Origin of the sequence: Flavonifractor sp. An10, from assembly GCF_002161215.1 — a bacterium.
Lineage (GTDB): Bacteria > Bacillota > Clostridia > Oscillospirales > Oscillospiraceae > Flavonifractor > Flavonifractor avistercoris.
Map to the genome: position 1 here is coordinate 169,311 of NZ_NFMB01000002.1, position 16,745 is coordinate 186,055.

At 59.0% G+C, this 16,745-nt stretch carries 14 protein-coding genes; 4 read left to right on the forward strand and 10 right to left on the reverse strand.

Annotated features, from left to right (window positions below):
* The first annotated feature begins 22 nt into the window (after window positions 1-22).
* Both B5E42_RS03575 and trmB read left to right on the forward strand, forming a co-directional pair.
* Window positions 23-2,764, forward strand: coding sequence for an AAA family ATPase (locus B5E42_RS03575; RefSeq protein ID WP_087236787.1), 2,742 nt, complete (start codon window positions 23-25; stop codon window positions 2,762-2,764).
* A gap of 246 nt (window positions 2,765-3,010) precedes the next feature.
* Window positions 3,011-3,691, forward strand: a complete 681-nt coding sequence (gene trmB / locus B5E42_RS03580; RefSeq protein WP_087236788.1) for a tRNA (guanosine(46)-N7)-methyltransferase TrmB — start codon at window positions 3,011-3,013, stop codon at window positions 3,689-3,691.
* Window positions 3,692-3,736: 45 nt separating this feature from the next.
* On the opposite strand, the gene B5E42_RS03585 is transcribed toward trmB, so the two are convergent.
* The 10 genes from B5E42_RS03585 to B5E42_RS03630 form a co-directional block, all read right to left on the reverse strand.
* The gene (locus B5E42_RS03585) at window positions 3,737-4,489 is read right to left on the reverse strand and encodes a hemolysin III family protein (protein WP_087236789.1); all 753 of its coding nucleotides are present in this window, start codon (window positions 4,487-4,489) and stop codon (window positions 3,737-3,739) included.
* Between the two features lie 230 nt (window positions 4,490-4,719).
* Window positions 4,720-5,841 (reverse strand): sn-glycerol-3-phosphate ABC transporter ATP-binding protein UgpC, encoded by a 1,122-nt coding sequence (gene ugpC, locus B5E42_RS03590; protein ID WP_087236790.1) that lies wholly within the window; start codon window positions 5,839-5,841, stop codon window positions 4,720-4,722.
* 197 nt (window positions 5,842-6,038) lie between these two features.
* Window positions 6,039-7,163, reverse strand: coding sequence for an N-acetylglucosamine-6-phosphate deacetylase (nagA, locus tag B5E42_RS03595; RefSeq protein WP_087236791.1), 1,125 nt, complete (start codon window positions 7,161-7,163; stop codon window positions 6,039-6,041).
* Entirely contained in the window at window positions 7,154-7,906 is a 753-nt protein-coding gene (gene nagB, locus B5E42_RS03600) for a glucosamine-6-phosphate deaminase (protein WP_087236792.1), read from the reverse strand. Before nagB ends, nagA begins: the two co-directional genes overlap by 10 nt.
* A gap of 20 nt (window positions 7,907-7,926) precedes the next feature.
* Window positions 7,927-8,832 (reverse strand): dihydrodipicolinate synthase family protein, encoded by a 906-nt coding sequence (locus tag B5E42_RS03605; RefSeq protein ID WP_087236793.1) that lies wholly within the window; start codon window positions 8,830-8,832, stop codon window positions 7,927-7,929.
* A 59-nt stretch (window positions 8,833-8,891) separates the two neighbouring features.
* Window positions 8,892-9,737, reverse strand: a complete 846-nt coding sequence (locus B5E42_RS03610; protein ID WP_087236794.1) for a carbohydrate ABC transporter permease — start codon at window positions 9,735-9,737, stop codon at window positions 8,892-8,894.
* Window positions 9,738-9,752: 15 nt separating this feature from the next.
* Window positions 9,753-10,688 carry a sugar ABC transporter permease gene (locus B5E42_RS03615; protein WP_087236795.1) on the reverse strand — a complete coding sequence of 312 codons (936 nt, stop codon included), beginning with the start codon at window positions 10,686-10,688 and terminating at the stop codon, window positions 9,753-9,755.
* Between the two features lie 128 nt (window positions 10,689-10,816).
* Window positions 10,817-12,175, reverse strand: a complete 1,359-nt coding sequence (locus tag B5E42_RS03620) for an extracellular solute-binding protein (protein ID WP_087236796.1) — start codon at window positions 12,173-12,175, stop codon at window positions 10,817-10,819.
* Window positions 12,176-12,335: 160 nt separating this feature from the next.
* Window positions 12,336-13,190: a MurR/RpiR family transcriptional regulator gene (locus tag B5E42_RS03625; protein ID WP_087236797.1), complete on the reverse strand. Its 855-nt coding sequence runs from the start codon at window positions 13,188-13,190 to the stop codon at window positions 12,336-12,338.
* 12 nt (window positions 13,191-13,202) lie between these two features.
* Window positions 13,203-14,414 carry an AGE family epimerase/isomerase gene (locus B5E42_RS03630; protein WP_087236798.1) on the reverse strand — a complete coding sequence of 404 codons (1,212 nt, stop codon included), beginning with the start codon at window positions 14,412-14,414 and terminating at the stop codon, window positions 13,203-13,205.
* Window positions 14,415-14,611: 197 nt separating this feature from the next.
* On the opposite strand from B5E42_RS03630, the gene B5E42_RS03635 reads away from it, so the two are divergent.
* Window positions 14,612-15,991: an ROK family protein gene (locus B5E42_RS03635; RefSeq protein ID WP_087236799.1), complete on the forward strand. Its 1,380-nt coding sequence runs from the start codon at window positions 14,612-14,614 to the stop codon at window positions 15,989-15,991.
* A gap of 92 nt (window positions 15,992-16,083) precedes the next feature.
* Window positions 16,084-16,731 (forward strand): YesL family protein, encoded by a 648-nt coding sequence (locus tag B5E42_RS03640; RefSeq protein WP_087236800.1) that lies wholly within the window; start codon window positions 16,084-16,086, stop codon window positions 16,729-16,731.
* The last annotated feature ends 14 nt before the right edge of the window (window positions 16,732-16,745 follow it).

Genomic DNA, 16,745 nt, shown 5'->3' on the forward strand with positions numbered 1-16,745 from the left:
GGTACGATGAGGTGATGGAACCATGATTGAAAAAGTGAAGGGAATCTTAATCAATGGTCGTTGCTTTGCAAAAGAAACACCCCTTTCCTTTTTTCCTGGAGAGAATGACCGCATTGCCATTGTTTATGGCAAAAACGGAAGCGGCAAGAGCACAATTTCAGATGGATTTTCTCAGATTGCTTCTGGTGTTTTTTCCGAAGAATTATCTGCCTCACTAATTGACCGCTCCGATAATGCGATTGCTTTGGCTGCCGAAAGCAAGATATTTGTGTTCAATGAAAAATACATTGACGAAAATGTAAAGATTGATGCAGATGGGTTGGGGACCATTATCCTTTTGGGAGGTCAGGTCGATTTACAAGCGGATATAGATCACTATGCGGCGCTATTGGCGACAGCTCAAAGAGAATATGATGCGGCTGAATCGGCGCTAGAAGCATTTGGAAACAAGCATAATCCACTTAGCCCTGATTACCATTTGGAACGCATCAAAAAAGTATTACAGGGCGATTGGGCGGCAAAAGATTCTGCGATTAAAGGTAATAAAGCCAATTCGAAGGTGACAGAAGAAGTTATTAAAGAAATTGGCGGTATACTAGTTAACGAAACAAGAGAGCAATTACAGCAGAAGTTCGACGAAACTAAAGCTTTACTAGATAAGGTGGCCGATGCTACAACAACCTATCCGATACCTGTTTGTGAAGTTACATTTCCGGATGGCTTTGAAAAAGCACTTTGCTCGTTGTTGGCGAAAACAGTAGAAAAACCAGTGTTAACTGAACGGGAGTCTCTCATCCTTTTAATGATTCAGAATGGAAGGCAGTCTATTGTTGAGGCAGCCAAAAGAGACTTTAGCGACAAAGCGACAACAGTCTGTCCATATTGTTTCCGGGAAATTGATGAAGAATATCGGCGTGGTTTAATTGATAGCATCAATAAAGTGTTAAACAAAGATGTAGATGCTCATAAGGCTGAATTGCTTGCAATATCATTTCCTCAGTTTAGCGAAGACTATTCTAATTTTATAGACTTGGATGCTGAATTGGTAAAAGTGATTCAGCAGCAAATAAAAGCTTGTCAGGAATTGATAGCTCAATATGAAGATGCCCGGCAGCAGAAGCTTAGTAGCGTTTATAATCCATTAAATATTGCTCCCGTAGGCTTAGAGAGCGGTATACAACGACTTAATGTGTTTTTGAGTAAGCTTGAGTTAAAGCGACAGAAATTTGTGGATGCAATTCGCCAGCGAAAAGCAATTCTGCAAGAGTTGGTTTTGATCAATAAAAAAATTGCACACCTGCAAATAGAGCAAGCGTATCGAGATTACCAGAAGCAGCAGCGCGAAATGAGAGCCGCGGAAGCCAAACTGCAAACTAAGCAGAAAGAGGTAAATGAAACCTCAGAGCATTTAAAGGCCCTTGAGCAAAAAAAGTCAAATGTGGGACTGGCCATTGAAAACATAAACAATGCACTTGACTACGTGTTTTTTTCGCATGGTCGGCTTTCTATCGAGCTGAAGAATAATAAGTATTACTTAAAATCAAACAGAAAAGATGTCAAGCCCAAAAACGTGTCCTTAGGGGAGAGAAATATTATTGCCTTATGCTATTTCTTCACTCAGATATTGTCAAACCAGGATATTGGAAAACTATATCAGGATGAGGAATTGGTGGTCATTGATGATCCTATTTCTAGCTTTGATTTTGAAAACAAAGTTGGTATAAGTTCCTTCTTGAGGTACCAGACACATAAAATTATCAAAGGTAATGCAAAAAGCAAAATCCTATTTTTGACACACGATTTATCTACGTTTTCTGATTTGCAAAAAATAGCTGACGAAATGGAGAAGTCTTTCAAAAAGCAAAAGCTAGGTGTGTCAGTTAAGGGTAAATCATTTGAGTTGCAAGGGAGAACTTTGTCAGATCCGATAAAGTCCATTAATGAATATCGTGATTTGCTACACATGATTTTTAACTATGCAATGGGCAATACCGAGGGGTTAGATTTGGCAATTGGTAATTCTATGCGACGAGCATTGGAAGCATTCTCTACTTTTATTTATGGGACAGGAATTGCAGAAGTCTCTTTTGACCCGAAGGTTATAAAAAGTTTGGGCAATCATTCTAGGTATTTTGAAAACCTTATGTATCGGCTCGTGCTCCATGGAGAAAGTCATTTTGAAACCCGTGTTTATGCGATGCAAGACGATCTTAGTTTTTACCGTTTTATTTCAGAAGAAGAAAAACAGCGCACTTGCAAAGAGGTTTTATGTTTTATGTACTGCTTAAGTCCGGATCACATCGAATCGCATATTCCGGATGCAATCCATGAGATTCAGAAATGGATGGCAGACATTCGCACAAACGAAGAATTTGATATTATAGCTAATCCGAAAAAGCGGATTATCCATCTATATGATATTCCTTTGTCCGCTGGTTTAGGTGAGAACATACTGGATAGTGACATACCTTTTGTAGAATATGAAACGGATGTTGAGGATGGGGACTTTGCGCTTCATGTATCTGGTGACAGTATGGAGCCGGATATTCCCAACGGAAGTACCGTCTTTGTCAAAAAGCAAAGTGAAATAGCTGATGGCATAAGTGGTGCATTTTTCCTTAACGGGGAAGTTTACTGTAAAAAACTGCTACATAAAGATGGAAAGGTCTTTCTTTGCTCGGATAATGCTGAATACCAGCCTATCGAAGTTCATGATGGAGATACCCTAATAGTGTATGGAAAGATTGTCAAAGTGCTCTGTTAGTGCTATAATACTCCTAAGCCACCCAATCGTCCGTCTCAAGTAAAACCCCTGATAGGATGGCCTGGATAGATTTTTGATAGCAAAAGTCCGAATAGACCTTATGATAAGGATAATCTGCATCAAATAAAATCACGTCGAATCAAATCCTCTATACAAAAAAGTTTAGAAATGGATTTAACTCGGCGAGTGGGAATAATCACCTCCCGGAGCCCTGAAAATCTGAGCTTATGAGGTGAACAGATACCCATGCGAATGAGAAGAAAACCCAACCTGATCCCCCGGATGGAGCGCTGCGCCCGGGTCTTGATCTCCGATCCGGAGGCGCGGCGGGGAAACTGGCGGGAACTGATGCCCGAGGCGGAGACGGTGTACCTGGAGCTGGGCTGCGGCAAGGGCCGCTTCACGGCGGAGACCGCGGAGCAGAATCCCAAGGCCCTGTATATCGCGGTGGAGCGGGTGCCCGACGCCATGGTGATCGCCATGGAGCGGGTATGTGCCAAAGAGCTGCACAACGTCTTTTTCGTGGACGGGGATGCGGCTCTGCTGCCCCAATACTTTGCCCCGGGGGAGGTCTCCCGCATCTACATCAACTTCTGCGACCCCTGGCCGGGCAACCGCCACGCCAAGCGGCGGCTGACCCATCCGGACTTCCTGCTGCGGTACCGGCAGGTACTGACGGAGGACGGGGAGATCCATTTCAAGACAGACAACCGGGATCTCTTTGAGTGGTCGCTGTTCCAGTTCCCCCGGGCGGGGTTTACCCTGTCCCAGGTGACCCGGGATCTCCACGCCGGCGGCGTCTGCGGCGTTATGACCGACTACGAGGAGAAGTTCCACAGCCTGGGCACCCCCATCAACCGGTGCGTGGCCGCGGTGGGCCCCCTGCCGGAGCCGGAGGAGCCGTCTGAGACGCCGGACAATCTGTAAAAGAAAACCGTCCCCGCCGTATCGGCGGGGACGGTTTCTTTTGACTTACAGGAGGGCCACCACCCGGTACATGAGCAGGTAGTGGAACAGGGAGCCCAGCAGGATAAAGACGTGGAAGATCTCGTGGCAGCCGAAGCGGGGATTGTCCCGGCCCGGCCACTTGACGGCATAGAGCACGCCGCCCACGGTGTAGAGCACGCCGCCGCCCACGGCCCAGAAGAAGCCGGCAGAGGGGAGCACCTGGAGCAGCGGCACCAGGGCGGCCAGGGCCAGCCAGCCCATGAAGATATAGATGCCCGCGGTAAGCCAGCGGGGAGAGGAGATCCACGCGATGGTGAGCACCAGCCCGGCCAGGGCCAGACCCCAGATCACCGCAAACATGCCCCAGCCCCAGAACCCCACATCCCGCAGCACCACCAGGCACACCGGGGTATAGGTGCCGGCGATGAGGAAATAGATGGAGGCGTGGTCGTATTTCCGCAGGGCGATGCGGCCCCTGACGGACACATTGCGGCAGTGATAGAGGGTGCTGGCTGTATACAGCCCCACCATGCTCACGCCGTAGATGAGGAAGGAGGCCGCGTGCCACACGCTCAGCCCCAGGGCCGCGCAGCGCAGCAGCAGGAGCACGGTGCCGACCAGGGCCAGCACGGCACCGATGCCGTGGGTAATGGCCGACCAGGGGCGCAGGCCGTCATAGGGATCCCGATCCTTCTCCCGCACTCTGGCCCGGCGGGGCGTGACCTGGACGGGGCAGAATGCCGCCTTCCGGCGCGGCAGCGCGTTTTCCATGTTCATAAGCTCACCTTCCTTTTCTATAGTATAACACCAATGGCGATATATAATCAATATAAATCTTAAATATAATTTTGAAAATTATATAGATAAATCTGGGAAAGAAGCCCAAGTTAGGATCCCCAGCGGTGCCGCTCTCTATGCGGCCGGCGGTGCAGCGTTTCCTGAAAGGCCGGCGGGCACAAAAAAGGATCCGCGGCCGGCAAACGGCCGCGGATCCTCATGGAGCCTGCTTAGTACATCAGGTTCTTCTCGGTCTGGGGATCAAACAGGTGAATGAGCTCGGGACGGAAGGCGAAGCGGATCTCCGTGCCATAGGGGATGCCGGCGCGGTGCTCCTCGGGCAGATCCATGGTGGGGATGCGCAGCACCACGTCCTTGCCCACGGCGTTGACGTGCAGGTACACCTCGCTGCCCATCATCTCAGACACGTCCACCTTGCTGGCGATGGTGTCGGGGGTGTTGGCGGTGGCAAAGGAGATGTGCTCGGGACGGATGCCCACGGTGACGGCCATGTCGCCCACGCCCTTCTCGGCCAGCAGCTTCTGGGCCACATCGCCCAGAACCACGGTGGCCTCGCCCACGGTGATCTGGTACTTGCCGTCCTTCTTGGCCAGCTGGCCGTCGAAGAAGTTCATCTGCGGGGTGCCGATGAAGCCGGCCACGAACAGGTTGGCGGGCTGGTTGAACACCTCCTGGGGGGTGCCGATCTGCTGGATGAAGCCATCCTTCATGATGACGATGCGGTCGCCCAGGGTCATGGCCTCGGTCTGGTCGTGGGTGACGTAGATGAAGGTGGTGTCGATGCGCTGACGCAGCTTGATGATCTCGGCGCGCATCTGGTTGCGCAGCTTGGCGTCCAGGTTGGACAGAGGCTCATCCATCAGGAACACCTGGGGATCGCGGACGATGGCGCGGCCGATAGCCACACGCTGACGCTGGCCGCCGGACAGGGCCTTGGGCTTGCGGTCCAGGTACTGGGTGATGTCCAGGATGGCGGCCGCCTCACGAACCTTCTTGTCGATCTCGTCCTTGGGAGTCTTGCGCAGCTTCAGAGCAAAGGCCATGTTGTCGTACACCGTCATGTGGGGGTACAGAGCGTAGCTCTGGAAGACCATGGCGATATCCCGATCCTTGGGCTCCACGTCATTCATCCGCTTGCCGCCGATGAGCAGGTCGCCCTCGGAGATGTCCTCCAGGCCGGCGATCATCCGCAGGGTGGTGGACTTGCCGCAGCCGGAGGGGCCCACCAGCACGATGAACTCCTTGTCGGCGATGTCCAGGTTGAAGTCGTGGACGGCGGTCACCTTGTTGTCGTAGATCTTCTTCACATTCTTCAGCGTAACAGTTGCCATTTGCATGGGCCGAAAGGGCAATGCCTCCGCAAATACCCTCTTGCCCGCAGGGAGCGGAACCCTGCGGACGTTACGACAGGTCTCCACACTGCCGCACCGCCGGCCCGGCGGATGTTCCTCCTTTTTTTACGGCTCACGCCGCCCTATGAGAATGGAGTAGGGGGGCGCGGCCTGAATATAGGGGTTGCGCTGCTTATTTAACCGCGGTCAACCAGTTCCCCGCGGAAAAATACGTCCTTGAGCTCCAGGTTCTGATCCAGAACCACCACGTTGGCCCGCTTGCCGGGCTCCAGGCTGCCCATGCGGCTGAAGATGCCGATGGCCCGGGCGGGATTCACCGCAGCCGCCCACACGGCGTCCTCCAGGGGGATGCCGAAGGAGACGGCGGTGCGCATGCAGTTCATCAGGTTGGTGACCGAGCCGGCCAGGGTGCCGTCGGCCAGGGTGGCGTACTTGCCCTTCACCTTGACCGGCTGGCCGCCCAGGGTGTAGTCCCCGTCGGGCATGCCGGCGGCCCGCATGGTGTCGGAAACCAGGATGACCCGCTTGGGGCCGAACATCTTGAAGGTGGCCCGCACCACAGAGGGGTGGATGTGGACGCCGTCACAGATGAGCTCCACATTGCAGATGGGGGTGTCCAGGGCGGCCCCCACCACGCCGGGGGCGCGGTGGCTGAAGGGCGGCATGGCGTTGAACAGGTGGGTCACCTGCCGGGCGCCCAGGCGGAAGGCCTCCATGGCGGTGTCGTAGTCCGCCGTGGTGTGGGCGATGGACACGGTGACCTCGCCCTCCACCGCCTCGATGAACTCCATGGCGCCCGGCTCCTCCGGAGCGATGGAGACCAGCTTGACCAGCCCCTTGGAGGCGGCCATCAGCCGGCGGAACATGTCCACGTCAGGGGCGTGGATCCAGTCGGCCTTCTGGGCGCCCTTCTTGGCGGTGGAGAGGAAGGGCCCCTCCAGGTTGATGCCGCACAGCTCGGCGCCGGGCTTGTTGGCGTCCCGATGGGCGGCGGCCACCTGACAGACCTTTGTCAGCTGCTCCTCCAGCAGGGTCATGCCGGCGGGGCAGATCTGGGTGACGCCCTGGGAGAGCTCATACCTGGCCATGATCTCCAGGCCCTCGGGATCCGCGTCGGAGAAATCCTTCCCCATGCAGCCGTGGAAGTGGAGATCCGTCAGGCCGGGGATCACATAGCAGCCGCTGGCGTCATAGGTCTTGCCGTCGGCGCTGGAGCTGGAGAGCAGGCGGCCGTCAAAGCACACGTCCCGCCGCACAAAGCCCTCGTGAAGGTCGAAAACCTGTCCTCCGGTTATCCGCATACGGGTACACCTGCCTCTGCCAGTTTGTGGAGGGCGGCCTTGTCGCCCACCAGGGTCACGTCGGGGTGGAGCTGGAGCACGGAGGCGGGAACCTCCTTGGTCACCGGGCCGGCAAAGGCGCGGCACACGATGTCGGCCTTCTCCTCGCCGCTGACCACCATCAGGATGCGCCGGGCGTTCATGATGTTCTTGATGCCCATGCTCAGGGCGTGGCGGGGCACCTCGTCCCGGCTCTCAAAGAAGCGCTGGTTGGCGTCGATGGTGCTGTCGGTGAGATCCACCACGTGGGTCTCCAGGCCGAAGTCGTCGCCGGGCTCGTTGAAGGCGATGTGACCGTTGTGGCCCATGCCCAGCAGCTGGAGATCGATGCCGCCCAGGTCGCGGATGAGCCTGTTGTAGGCGGTGCACTCGGCCTGGGGATTCTTGGCCAGGCCGTCCAGCACGTGGGTGTTCTCCGGCTTGATGTCGATGTGGTCAAAGAGATTGACCTGCATGAAGTAGCGATAGCTCTGCTCGTGGTGGGGGGACAGGCCCAGGTACTCGTCCAGGTTGACGGAGCGGGTCTCGGCAAAGCTGAGATCCCCCTCCTTGTACCAGTCCACCAGCTGTTTGTACAGGCCCACCGGGGTGCCGCCGGTGGCCAGGCCCAGCACGCAGTTGGGCTTGTAGATCACCTGGGCGGAGATGATGTTGGCCGCCCGGCGGCTCATGGCCTTGTAGTCCTCCGCTTGATAAATACGCATATTCAGCAAGCTCCTATTCGTTAGCAGTATTTGGCGATGGCGGCGGCGATCATGGCGTGTGCCTCGTCCACTACAGCGGTGTCGGTGTCGATGAGGGCGGGCATGGGCTTGCGGACGGAGCCGCAGGGCACGCCGTTCTTGGCCAGGATGGCCTTCTGCACGGCATACAGGTTGCCGTGGGCCTCGCACATCTTGTAGATGATGCGGTCGATGTCGTTCTGGATCTGGCGGGCGGGCTCCATCTCGCCCTTCTGGAAGTGCTCATACACCTTCAGGAAGAGCTCGGGCATGACGGCGTAGGTGCCGCCGATGCCGGCGCAGGCGCCCATGGCCAGGCCGGAGATGTACTGCTCGTCGGGGCCGTTGAACACCAGAACTCCGGCGTCCTTCCACATCTGGATGTCCTGCACGGGCATGGAGGAGTTCTTCACCGCCACCACACGGGGGTTCTTCTGCATCTCCTTCAGCAGGGAGGGGGTCAGGGCCACGCCGGCCAGCTGGGGGATGTTGTAGATGACGAAGTCGGTGTTGGGGGCCGCGGCGGAGATGTCGTTCCAGTACTGGGCGATGGCATACTCCGGCAGGTGGAAGTAGATGGGGGGGATGGCGGCGATGGCGTCCACACCCAGGCTCTCGGCGTGGGCGGCCAGCTCCCGGCTGTCAGCGGTGTTGTTGCAGGCCACATGGGCGATGATGACCACCTTGCCCTTGGCCTCGGCCATGACGTTCTCCAGCACCACCTTGCGCTCCTCCACGCCCTGGTAGATGCACTCGCCGGAGGAGCCGCCCACGTACAGGCCGTTGACGCCCTTGCCGATCAGGTAGCGGGTCAGGCCCCGCACCCGCTCCGGGGAGATGTTCCCCTCGTCGTCATAACAGGCATAAAAGGCGGGAATGACACCGCGGTATTTGTTCAGATCGCTCATGATAATTCCTTCTCTCATTCTAAAGCTATTCCGATCTTTTTGCAAGTGGAAAATGTGGCTCAGCCCTTCACGGCGCCCATGGCAATGCCCTGGGTGAAGTACTTCTGGAAGGCGATAAACACCACGATGATGGGGATGGAGGCCAGGGCCGCGCCGGCCATGATCAGGCCGAAGTCGGAGGACATCTCACCCTGCAGGTTGGCAATGGCCAGGGGCAGCGTCCAGTTCTTCTCGCTGGTGAGCATGACCAGCTGGAGGAAGTAGTCGTTCCAGGTGTTGACGAAGGTGAAGATGGCCAGGGCGCCGATGCCCGGCTTGATCATGGGGAACACCACGCTGAAGAAGGTGCGCAGCTCGCCGGCGCCGTCCACACGGGCGGCCTCCAGAATCTCGGTGGGCACCGTCTCGGAGAACTGCTTCATCAGGAACACGCCGAAGGGCCAGCCCACGGTGGGCAGGATCACGGCCCAGATATTGTCGTTGAGGCCGATGGCGGTCATCTCCTGCAGCAGGGGGATGACGATGACCTGCTTGGGCAGGGCCATGGCGCAGATGATGATGGTGAACAGAATGCCGCGGCCGTAGAACCGCTTCTTGCCCAGGGCGTAGCCGGCCAGGGAGGCGGTGATGCAGGTCAGGATCATGGCCATGGCGGAGATAAACACGATGTTGAACAGCCACAGGAAGGCGGGGTGCTCAAACAGCCGCGCATAGTTGTCGACGGTCGGGTTCTGGGGGAACCAGATGGGCTCACGGGCGTTGATCTCGATGGCGTCCTTGAAGGAGCCGGTGACAATCCAGTACAGCGGGAACAGGAAGAACAGGGTGATGAGAACCAGGATCACCACGGCGAATACCTTGTACCCGGTGGAGGTACCGCTCAGATCGGTCTTTTTGTTTGTCATGTTCTCTCTCCCCCCTTAGTCCGTCTTCGCCACTTTGAACTGGATGGCGGAGAAGATGGCGATGATGATGGCCAGAACCACGCCGATGGCGTTGGCGTAGCCCAGGTCGTTGAGGCGGTAGGCGGTGTCGTACACCTGATACATGATGGTCATGGTGGAGTCCAGCGGCCCGCCCTTGGTCAGCAGCTGGATCAGCGCGAAGCACTGGAAGGAGTTGATGGTGGTGATGACCAGCACGTAGAGGGTGGTGGGCATGACCTGGGGCCACTTGATCTTCCAGAACACCTGGAGCTTGGTGGCGCCGTCCACCTGGGCGGCCTCGATGAGGGACTGATCCACGTTGCCCAGGGCCGCCACGTAGAGCACGATGGGCTGGCCGATGGAGGTGGTAAAGAGGATGAGGATGATGAACCAGAGGGCGGTGCGCTGGTTGCCCAGCCAGTCAAAGCCCACGTTGTTGGTTACCTGATTGAGGATGCCGTTGTAGGGGTTGAGGATCCACTTCCACACCACGGTGATGGCCACCGAGCCGGTGACCACCGGCAGGTAGAACACACAGCGGAAGAAGGAACGGGGGATGGCGTGCATCTTGTAGATGGCGGAGCTCACCCACAGGGAGAAGGCGGTGACGGTGGGCACCGCCACCACCACGATGATCAGGGTGTTGATAAAGCCCCTGTGGAACACGGGATCCTGGAACAGCTTGATGTAGTTGCTCAGCCCGGCGAAGCCCTTGATGCCGCCCAGTCCATACTCCGTGAAGCTGTAGAACACGCAGATGAACATGGGGATCACCACAAACCCGATGAAGAAAATCAGGCTGGGCAGCAGGAACAGGTAGGCGGAGATGGTCTCTCTGCGCACCAGGGCCTTGCTCATGCCGGAGAACTGGGACTGCTTCTGCTTTTTAGGCTTCCGCTCGGCGGTCGCCGCTGCGGTGTTTTGCGCCATGAATCTCCCTCTCTTTCAAGTGGTTTTCTGCCTTTCCCGCACCGGGAAAAGAGGCTGTGCCCGCCCCCTCTCAGCAGGGAGCGGGCACAGGAGTGCACAATTTAGATCAGATGCTCCGGTAAGTAAGCTCAGCCGATGTTGGCGTTGGCCTGCTCCACGAAGCTGTCGGCCGAGGTCTGAGGATCAGCACCGGTGGTGAGAACCGCAGACAGCATTTTCCACCAGTTGCCGCGCTGCTCAGTCCAGCCGCCGGTCAGGTTGTAGTAGCGGCCCAGGTAGTCGCTCATCAGAGCGAAGGGAGCGCGCAGCTCGGCGTCGGCGTCGCCCTCATAGACGTCGCCCCAGTCGGAGTGGACGGGGAAGAAGCCGGTGGTCTTCACAGCCTCGGTGCCGGCAGCCTGGTCGTCGCACACGAACTGGATGAACTTCTTGGCGGCGTCGATCTTGGCCTGGTCGCCGTTGTCAAACACGCCGAAGCCGTAGGGGCCGGCCATCTCCAGCTCGGGGGTGCCGTCGTCGGAGGGGAAGGCCATGGCGAAGGGGGTGAACTGGGTCTGCTCGGCGTACTGGGTGTAGTTGGAGTAGTTCCAGCAGAAGGTCACGGCGCAGGTCTGGTTGGCGAAGGACTGCAGCTCGTCGGCGGCGGCGTAGCTGGCGTTGGCGGACAGGGAGCCGTCGTTCACCATGGTCTGCAGCAGGGTCAGGGCCTTCACGTTGTTCTCGCTGTTGACGTTGTAGGAGGTGCCGTCCTCGTTGACATAGTAGTCGGAGTACAGGTTGTTGACGAGGGCGCGGGTGCCCTGGTCGCCGCCCTGGGCGCCGCAGTAGACGATGCCGGGGGTAGCCACGTTGACGGTGCCGGCAGCGGCCGCGTCACGGATGGCGGCCATGGCGGCCACAAAGTCGTCGGTAGTCCAGGTGCGGGTCTCCTCGTCGATGTACTGCAGGGCGCCGGCGGCCTCAAAGACCTCGTAGTTGATGGCCATGCAGTGGGCGGCCACGCTCAGGGGGTACATGTAGTAGGTGCCGTCCAGCTGGGACACGCTGGAGATGCCCTCGGCGATGTCGGAGCCGCCGGCAGTCCACAGGTCGGACAGATCCACCATCAGGCCGTTGCGGGCGTAGTTGCCCACGATGCGCTCGGGGCCCTCAAAGATGATGTCGGGGGCGCTGTTGGAGCTGATGGCGGTGGTCAGCTTCTGGTCGCCGTCCTGATAGTTGATGGGGGTCACGGTGACAGCGATGTCGGGGTTGGCCTCGTTGAAGGCGGCCACGATGGGCTCCCAGGCAGCGGCATCGGTAAAGCCGCCGATGTTGAAAGACCACAGGTTCAGCTCCACGGCGCCGCCGCTGGAGGTCTCGCTGGCAGGAGCGTTGGAGCTGCCGGCGGGGGTGTCGCTGCCGCCCTGGGTTCCGCCGCCACAGGCGGCCAGACCGAGGGTCATGCCGGCGGCGAGCAGGAGAGCAAGAGGTTTCTTCATGTTCATTGTTACATCCTCCTCATTTTTGATAAATTTTGCGAGGACTGGGGTTGCCCCCGTTGTGTAGATTGTATAGTTTCGGGCCGGGTTTGTCAATACGATTTTCAAAAAAATTTTCAAAACATTTTTTGTTCTGCAATTTTCTTTCAAAATCGCCCTGCTGCGGTCAGATGTGCTTGTCGGAGAGCACCTCGGCCACGATCTCCCGGGTGGCGGCGCACCTGGCCGCGTCCCGGCGGCAGACCTCGTGGAAGAGCACGTCCGTCAGATAGAGCTGGGCCACCCGGGCCGCCACGGAGCCCACCTGGAGCGGCCCCTCCCGGGAGCCGCACTGGAGCACCACGTCGGCATAGGCCGCCCCCGGCGACTTGGGGAAGCGGGTGATCAGGATGGCCATGGCCTTCCGCTCCCGGACGATTTTCAGATTTTTCAGCAGCTCCTCGGTGGAGCCGGAGTAGGAGTAGTAGAGCACCGCGTCCCGGGGCGTCAGGTGGGAGGCGGCGATGGCCTGCATGTGGGAATCCACCACCGCCGTGAAGTTGGGCATGCTGGTGCTGAACAGATGGGCGCACTCCTGGGCCAGGAGCATGGAGCCGCCCTGGCCCATGCACAGCACCTTCTCCGCCGAGAAGAGGATGTCCGCCGCCCGGCGGATGGCCTCGGGGCGGATGAGCTCCAGGGTCTGGGCCATGGCATCCCGGTCGGCGGCATAGACCTTGCGGCTCATCTCCTCGATGCTGTCCTCCGGCAGCACCTCGCCCTGGGTGGGGAGGGTGTCCGGCCGGCCGGCCGTGGAGTTGGCCACCGCCAGCTTGAAGGCGTTATACCCCTTGTAGTCCAGCCTCCGGCAGAACCGGGAGATGGTGGCCTCCGCCACGCCGGACTCCTCCGCCAGCTCGGAGATGGACATGAACTGGGTCTTCTGCTGGTGGATGACCACGTAGTCAGCCACCTTTTTCTCCGCGCTGGTCAGCTGGTAGTACTCGCTGTTGATCTTCTCAAATACATTGCCGAAGGGCATAAGCGCCCCCCTTTACTGCCTGGCCAGGAGCTGATCCAGCATCTGATCGCACATGATCAGCATCCGCGGCAGGTGGAAGGGGCCCTTGAAGGTGCTGCCCTTGCAGGCAGGCATGGTGGGCTTGCCGTCCCGGCGGAGGTAGCCGTACCAGTCGCCGAACTCGGGGTCGGAGAAGTGCTCCTTGCAGTAGTCCAGGGTGCGCTCGAACCAGGTCAGGTACTGCTCGTCGCCGGTGTCCCGGAAGATCATCAGGGAGGCGATGAGGATCTCGTCGTGGGGCCACCACAGCTTCATGTCGTGCTCATAGGCCTCGGGGGGACGGCCCAGGCAGTCGATGAAGTAGAGCAGTCCGCCGTACTCGTAGTCCCAGCCGGCGTTGATGGCCTGGTCGAAGATCTTCACGGCGGTCTCGTGCTGCTTCTTGTCCCCCTTGCGGTTGGCGTCCTCCATCAGGAACCAGGAGCACTCGATGTCGTGGCCGGGGTTGACCACCCGGCCCTCGGTGACGTCCAGGCGGGGGGTGCCGTCCATGGCCACGCTCTCCAGGGTGCAGCCCAGCTCGGGCTTGTAGTGGTACTGGAAGATCTCATTCACGCACTCCGCGGCCCGCTCATTGTACAGGGCCTCCTGCTCGGGATCCACCCGGCGCAGCACGGAGGTGATGTTCAGGTAGATCATGGGGTTGGCCAGGGCGCGGCCGGAGCGGGTCTCGGGGATGGTCTTGGGGCCCAGGCCGGTGGGGTCGGTGATGAGCCCCTGGTTCAGGTTCCAGATCAGGTCATAGGCGGCCCGGGCGCGCGCCAGGCACTCCTTGTCGCCGGTGACGCCGTAGTACTCCGCGTTGGCGATGGCATAGAAGCCCTCGGAGAAGCAGTAGCGGCGCTGGCGCAGGGGCTTGCCGTCGCCGGTGACGGTGAAGTACATGCGGTTGCCCGCCTTCCGGTTGATGCAGTACTTCTCCATGAAGTCCAGGCAGCTCTTGCTGGCCTCCAGCCACTCGTCCTTCACGCCGTACACGTGGCACAGATAGGCGAACATCCAGGCGCAGCGGCCCTGCATCCAGACGCTCTTGTCGGTGGAGAACACCTTGCCCTCCCGATCCAGACAGGTATAAACGCCGCCGTGCACCGGATCCATGCCGTTTTCCAGCCAGAACCGGATGCTCCGCTCCAGCTCCTCCTTAATCCATTTCTGATGGCATTGCAGCCGAATAGACAGATCCATCCTTGATCCCACCTTTTCAGATTCGGGGGAAACCTCCCCTGTTGCCACCATCATACCTGTCCCCGCCGCCTCCGTCAAGAGAGTTTGGAAAATTATTTTCAAAAACCTGAAAATATGCTTGACAGATCCAAAAAAACTGATAGCCTATAGGGGAAGGAACTCTGTGTGTTTCCGACAAAAAAGGAGGATGTATCCGAATGAAGCATCTGGGTATTGAGGTGCCTGTGAAACATGTGCCGGAGCTGGATCCCGGCTTCCTGCCCCTGGGCAAGTTCTGCACCGCTTTTCTGAAGGACGCCAGGCAGCCCCTGGACATCGCCGTGGAGCGGGCCGGCGGCGAGGTGGCCGTGTACAAGACCTTTATCCACGGCACGCCGGACATGGCGGAGGCCGACACCTACTATGTGGATCGGCTCATCAAGACCATGCTGTGGTATATGGGCGGCTTCAAGGTCTATCTCAGCGGCAGCAAGGACATCTATGAGGCCATGAAGGACACCTACTGCGTGGGCGGCAAGCGGAGCTTTGACGCCGAGTTCATGTCCAACGTGTATGAGAAGCCCTTTGAGGTGGTGTACTGCGACGCCGTGCCCGCCGAGAAGAGCAATCCCCAGGCCGTGGGCCGCCACCTGGGCGGCTGCCGCATCGGCTTCGACGCCGGCGGAAGCGACCGGAAGGTGTCCGCCGTCATCGACGGGGAGCCCGTGTTCTCCGAGGAGGTGGTGTGGTATCCCAAGGTCACCGAGGATCCCGACTACCACTACGAGGGCATCGTCTCCGCCCTCAAGTCCGCCGCGGCCCATATGCCCCGGGTGGACGCGGTGGGCGTGTCCTCCGCCGGCATCTACATCGAGAACCGCACCATGGTGGCCTCCCTGTTCCTCAAGGTGCCCAAGGATCTGTTCGACGCCAAGGTGAAGGACATCTACATCCGCGCCATCCGCGACACCTTCGGCGACGTGCCCTACGTGGTGGCCAACGACGGCGACGTGTCCGCCCTGGCCGGCGCCATGAGCCTGGAGGAGAACAACATCCTGGGCATCGCCATGGGCACCAGCGAGGCCGTGGGCTACGTGGACGAAAACGGCAACATCACCGGCTGGCTCAACGAGCTGGCCTTCGCCCCCGTGGATGTGAACCCCGACGCCATGGAAGACGAGTGGTCTGGCGACATCGGCTGCGGCGTCAAGTACTTCTCCCAGGACGGCGTGATCAAGCTGGCCCCCGCTGCGGGCATCAGCCTGTCCGACGACCTGGCCCCCGCCCAGAAGCTCAAGGAGGTTCAGAAGCTGATGGAGAACCCCGGCTCCCCCGCCGAGGCCATCTTCCGCTCCATCGGCGTGTACCTGGGCCACTCCCTGGCCCTGTACCACCACTTCTACGGCTTCAAGCATGTGCTGCTGCTGGGCCGGGTCATGTCCGGCCGGGGCGGCGACATCATCCTGGACGTGTGCAAGCAGGTGCTGGCCGACGAGTACCCCGAGATCGCGGACAAGATCAACCCCACCCTGCCCGACGAGAAGGCCCGCCGTGTGGGCCAGTCCGTGGCCGCCGCCTCCCTGCCCGAGCTGAAATGAGCCGTCAGGCGGCAATCCCCGCCCTGCTGTAACCCCGAACGGGCCCGGCGAGCCGTCGCCGGGCCCGTCCTCAGATCAAAGGAGGCCCCCGCATGGCCAAAGGTATTTTCAACCCGGACAACGACATCTGGCGCTTTACCGCGAAGCTGGTGGATCTCTTCCTGCTCAGCGTGTTCTGGCTGGTGTGCTCCATCCCCCTGTTTACCATCGGGCCGGCCACCTCCGCCCTCTACAACACGGTGGTGCGCTGCATCCGGGGGAACCGGCGGGACAGCTGGACTCTGTTCTTCCGGACGTTCCGGGACAACTTCAAGGTGGGGGCCCTGACCAGCCTGGTGGTGCTGGCCGCGGGGGCGCTGCTCTTTCTCATCTACAGCATGCTCTACCAGACCGCGCCGTACAGCCAGGCGGGCTATGTGCTCTTTATGGCCTACTACGTGTTCCTCCTGCTGCCTCTGGGGGTGCTGTGCTGGCTCTTTCCCACTCTCTCCCGGTTTGAGTTCGGGGTGGGCGGCCTGCTGTCCAACTGCGCCAAGCTGGCCATCGCCCACCTGCCCTCTACGGTGGCGCTGGCCCTGCTGCTGTACGGGACGGTGTTCGTCTGCATCAACTTCTTCCTGGCGGTCTTTTTCCTGCCCGCCGTCCTGGCCCTGGCCCACTCCCTGCTGCTGGAGCGGGTCTATGCCCCCTATATCCGCGAGCAGCTGGGAGAGGAGGAGCCGGAGGAGGACGACGGCTGAGCCGAGCCCGGAAA

Bases quoted from the DNA above. Each gene is read 5' to 3' on its own strand.
- B5E42_RS03575 (WP_087236787.1), top strand. From the start codon at position 23: ATGATTGAAAAAGTGAAGGGAATCTTAATCAATGGTCGTTGCTTTGCA.
- trmB (WP_087236788.1), top strand. From the start codon at position 3,011: ATGCGAATGAGAAGAAAACCCAACCTGATCCCCCGGATGGAGCGCTGC.
- B5E42_RS03585 (WP_087236789.1), bottom strand. From the start codon at position 4,489: ATGAACATGGAAAACGCGCTGCCGCGCCGGAAGGCGGCATTCTGCCCC.
- ugpC (WP_087236790.1), bottom strand. From the start codon at position 5,841: ATGGCAACTGTTACGCTGAAGAATGTGAAGAAGATCTACGACAACAAG.
- nagA (WP_087236791.1), bottom strand. From the start codon at position 7,163: ATGCGGATAACCGGAGGACAGGTTTTCGACCTTCACGAGGGCTTTGTG.
- nagB (WP_087236792.1), bottom strand. From the start codon at position 7,906: ATGCGTATTTATCAAGCGGAGGACTACAAGGCCATGAGCCGCCGGGCG.
- B5E42_RS03605 (WP_087236793.1), bottom strand. From the start codon at position 8,832: ATGAGCGATCTGAACAAATACCGCGGTGTCATTCCCGCCTTTTATGCC.
- B5E42_RS03610 (WP_087236794.1), bottom strand. From the start codon at position 9,737: ATGACAAACAAAAAGACCGATCTGAGCGGTACCTCCACCGGGTACAAG.
- B5E42_RS03615 (WP_087236795.1), bottom strand. From the start codon at position 10,688: ATGGCGCAAAACACCGCAGCGGCGACCGCCGAGCGGAAGCCTAAAAAG.
- B5E42_RS03620 (WP_087236796.1), bottom strand. From the start codon at position 12,175: ATGAACATGAAGAAACCTCTTGCTCTCCTGCTCGCCGCCGGCATGACC.
- B5E42_RS03625 (WP_087236797.1), bottom strand. From the start codon at position 13,190: ATGCCCTTCGGCAATGTATTTGAGAAGATCAACAGCGAGTACTACCAG.
- B5E42_RS03630 (WP_087236798.1), bottom strand. From the start codon at position 14,414: ATGGATCTGTCTATTCGGCTGCAATGCCATCAGAAATGGATTAAGGAG.
- B5E42_RS03635 (WP_087236799.1), top strand. From the start codon at position 14,612: ATGAAGCATCTGGGTATTGAGGTGCCTGTGAAACATGTGCCGGAGCTG.
- B5E42_RS03640 (WP_087236800.1), top strand. From the start codon at position 16,084: ATGGCCAAAGGTATTTTCAACCCGGACAACGACATCTGGCGCTTTACC.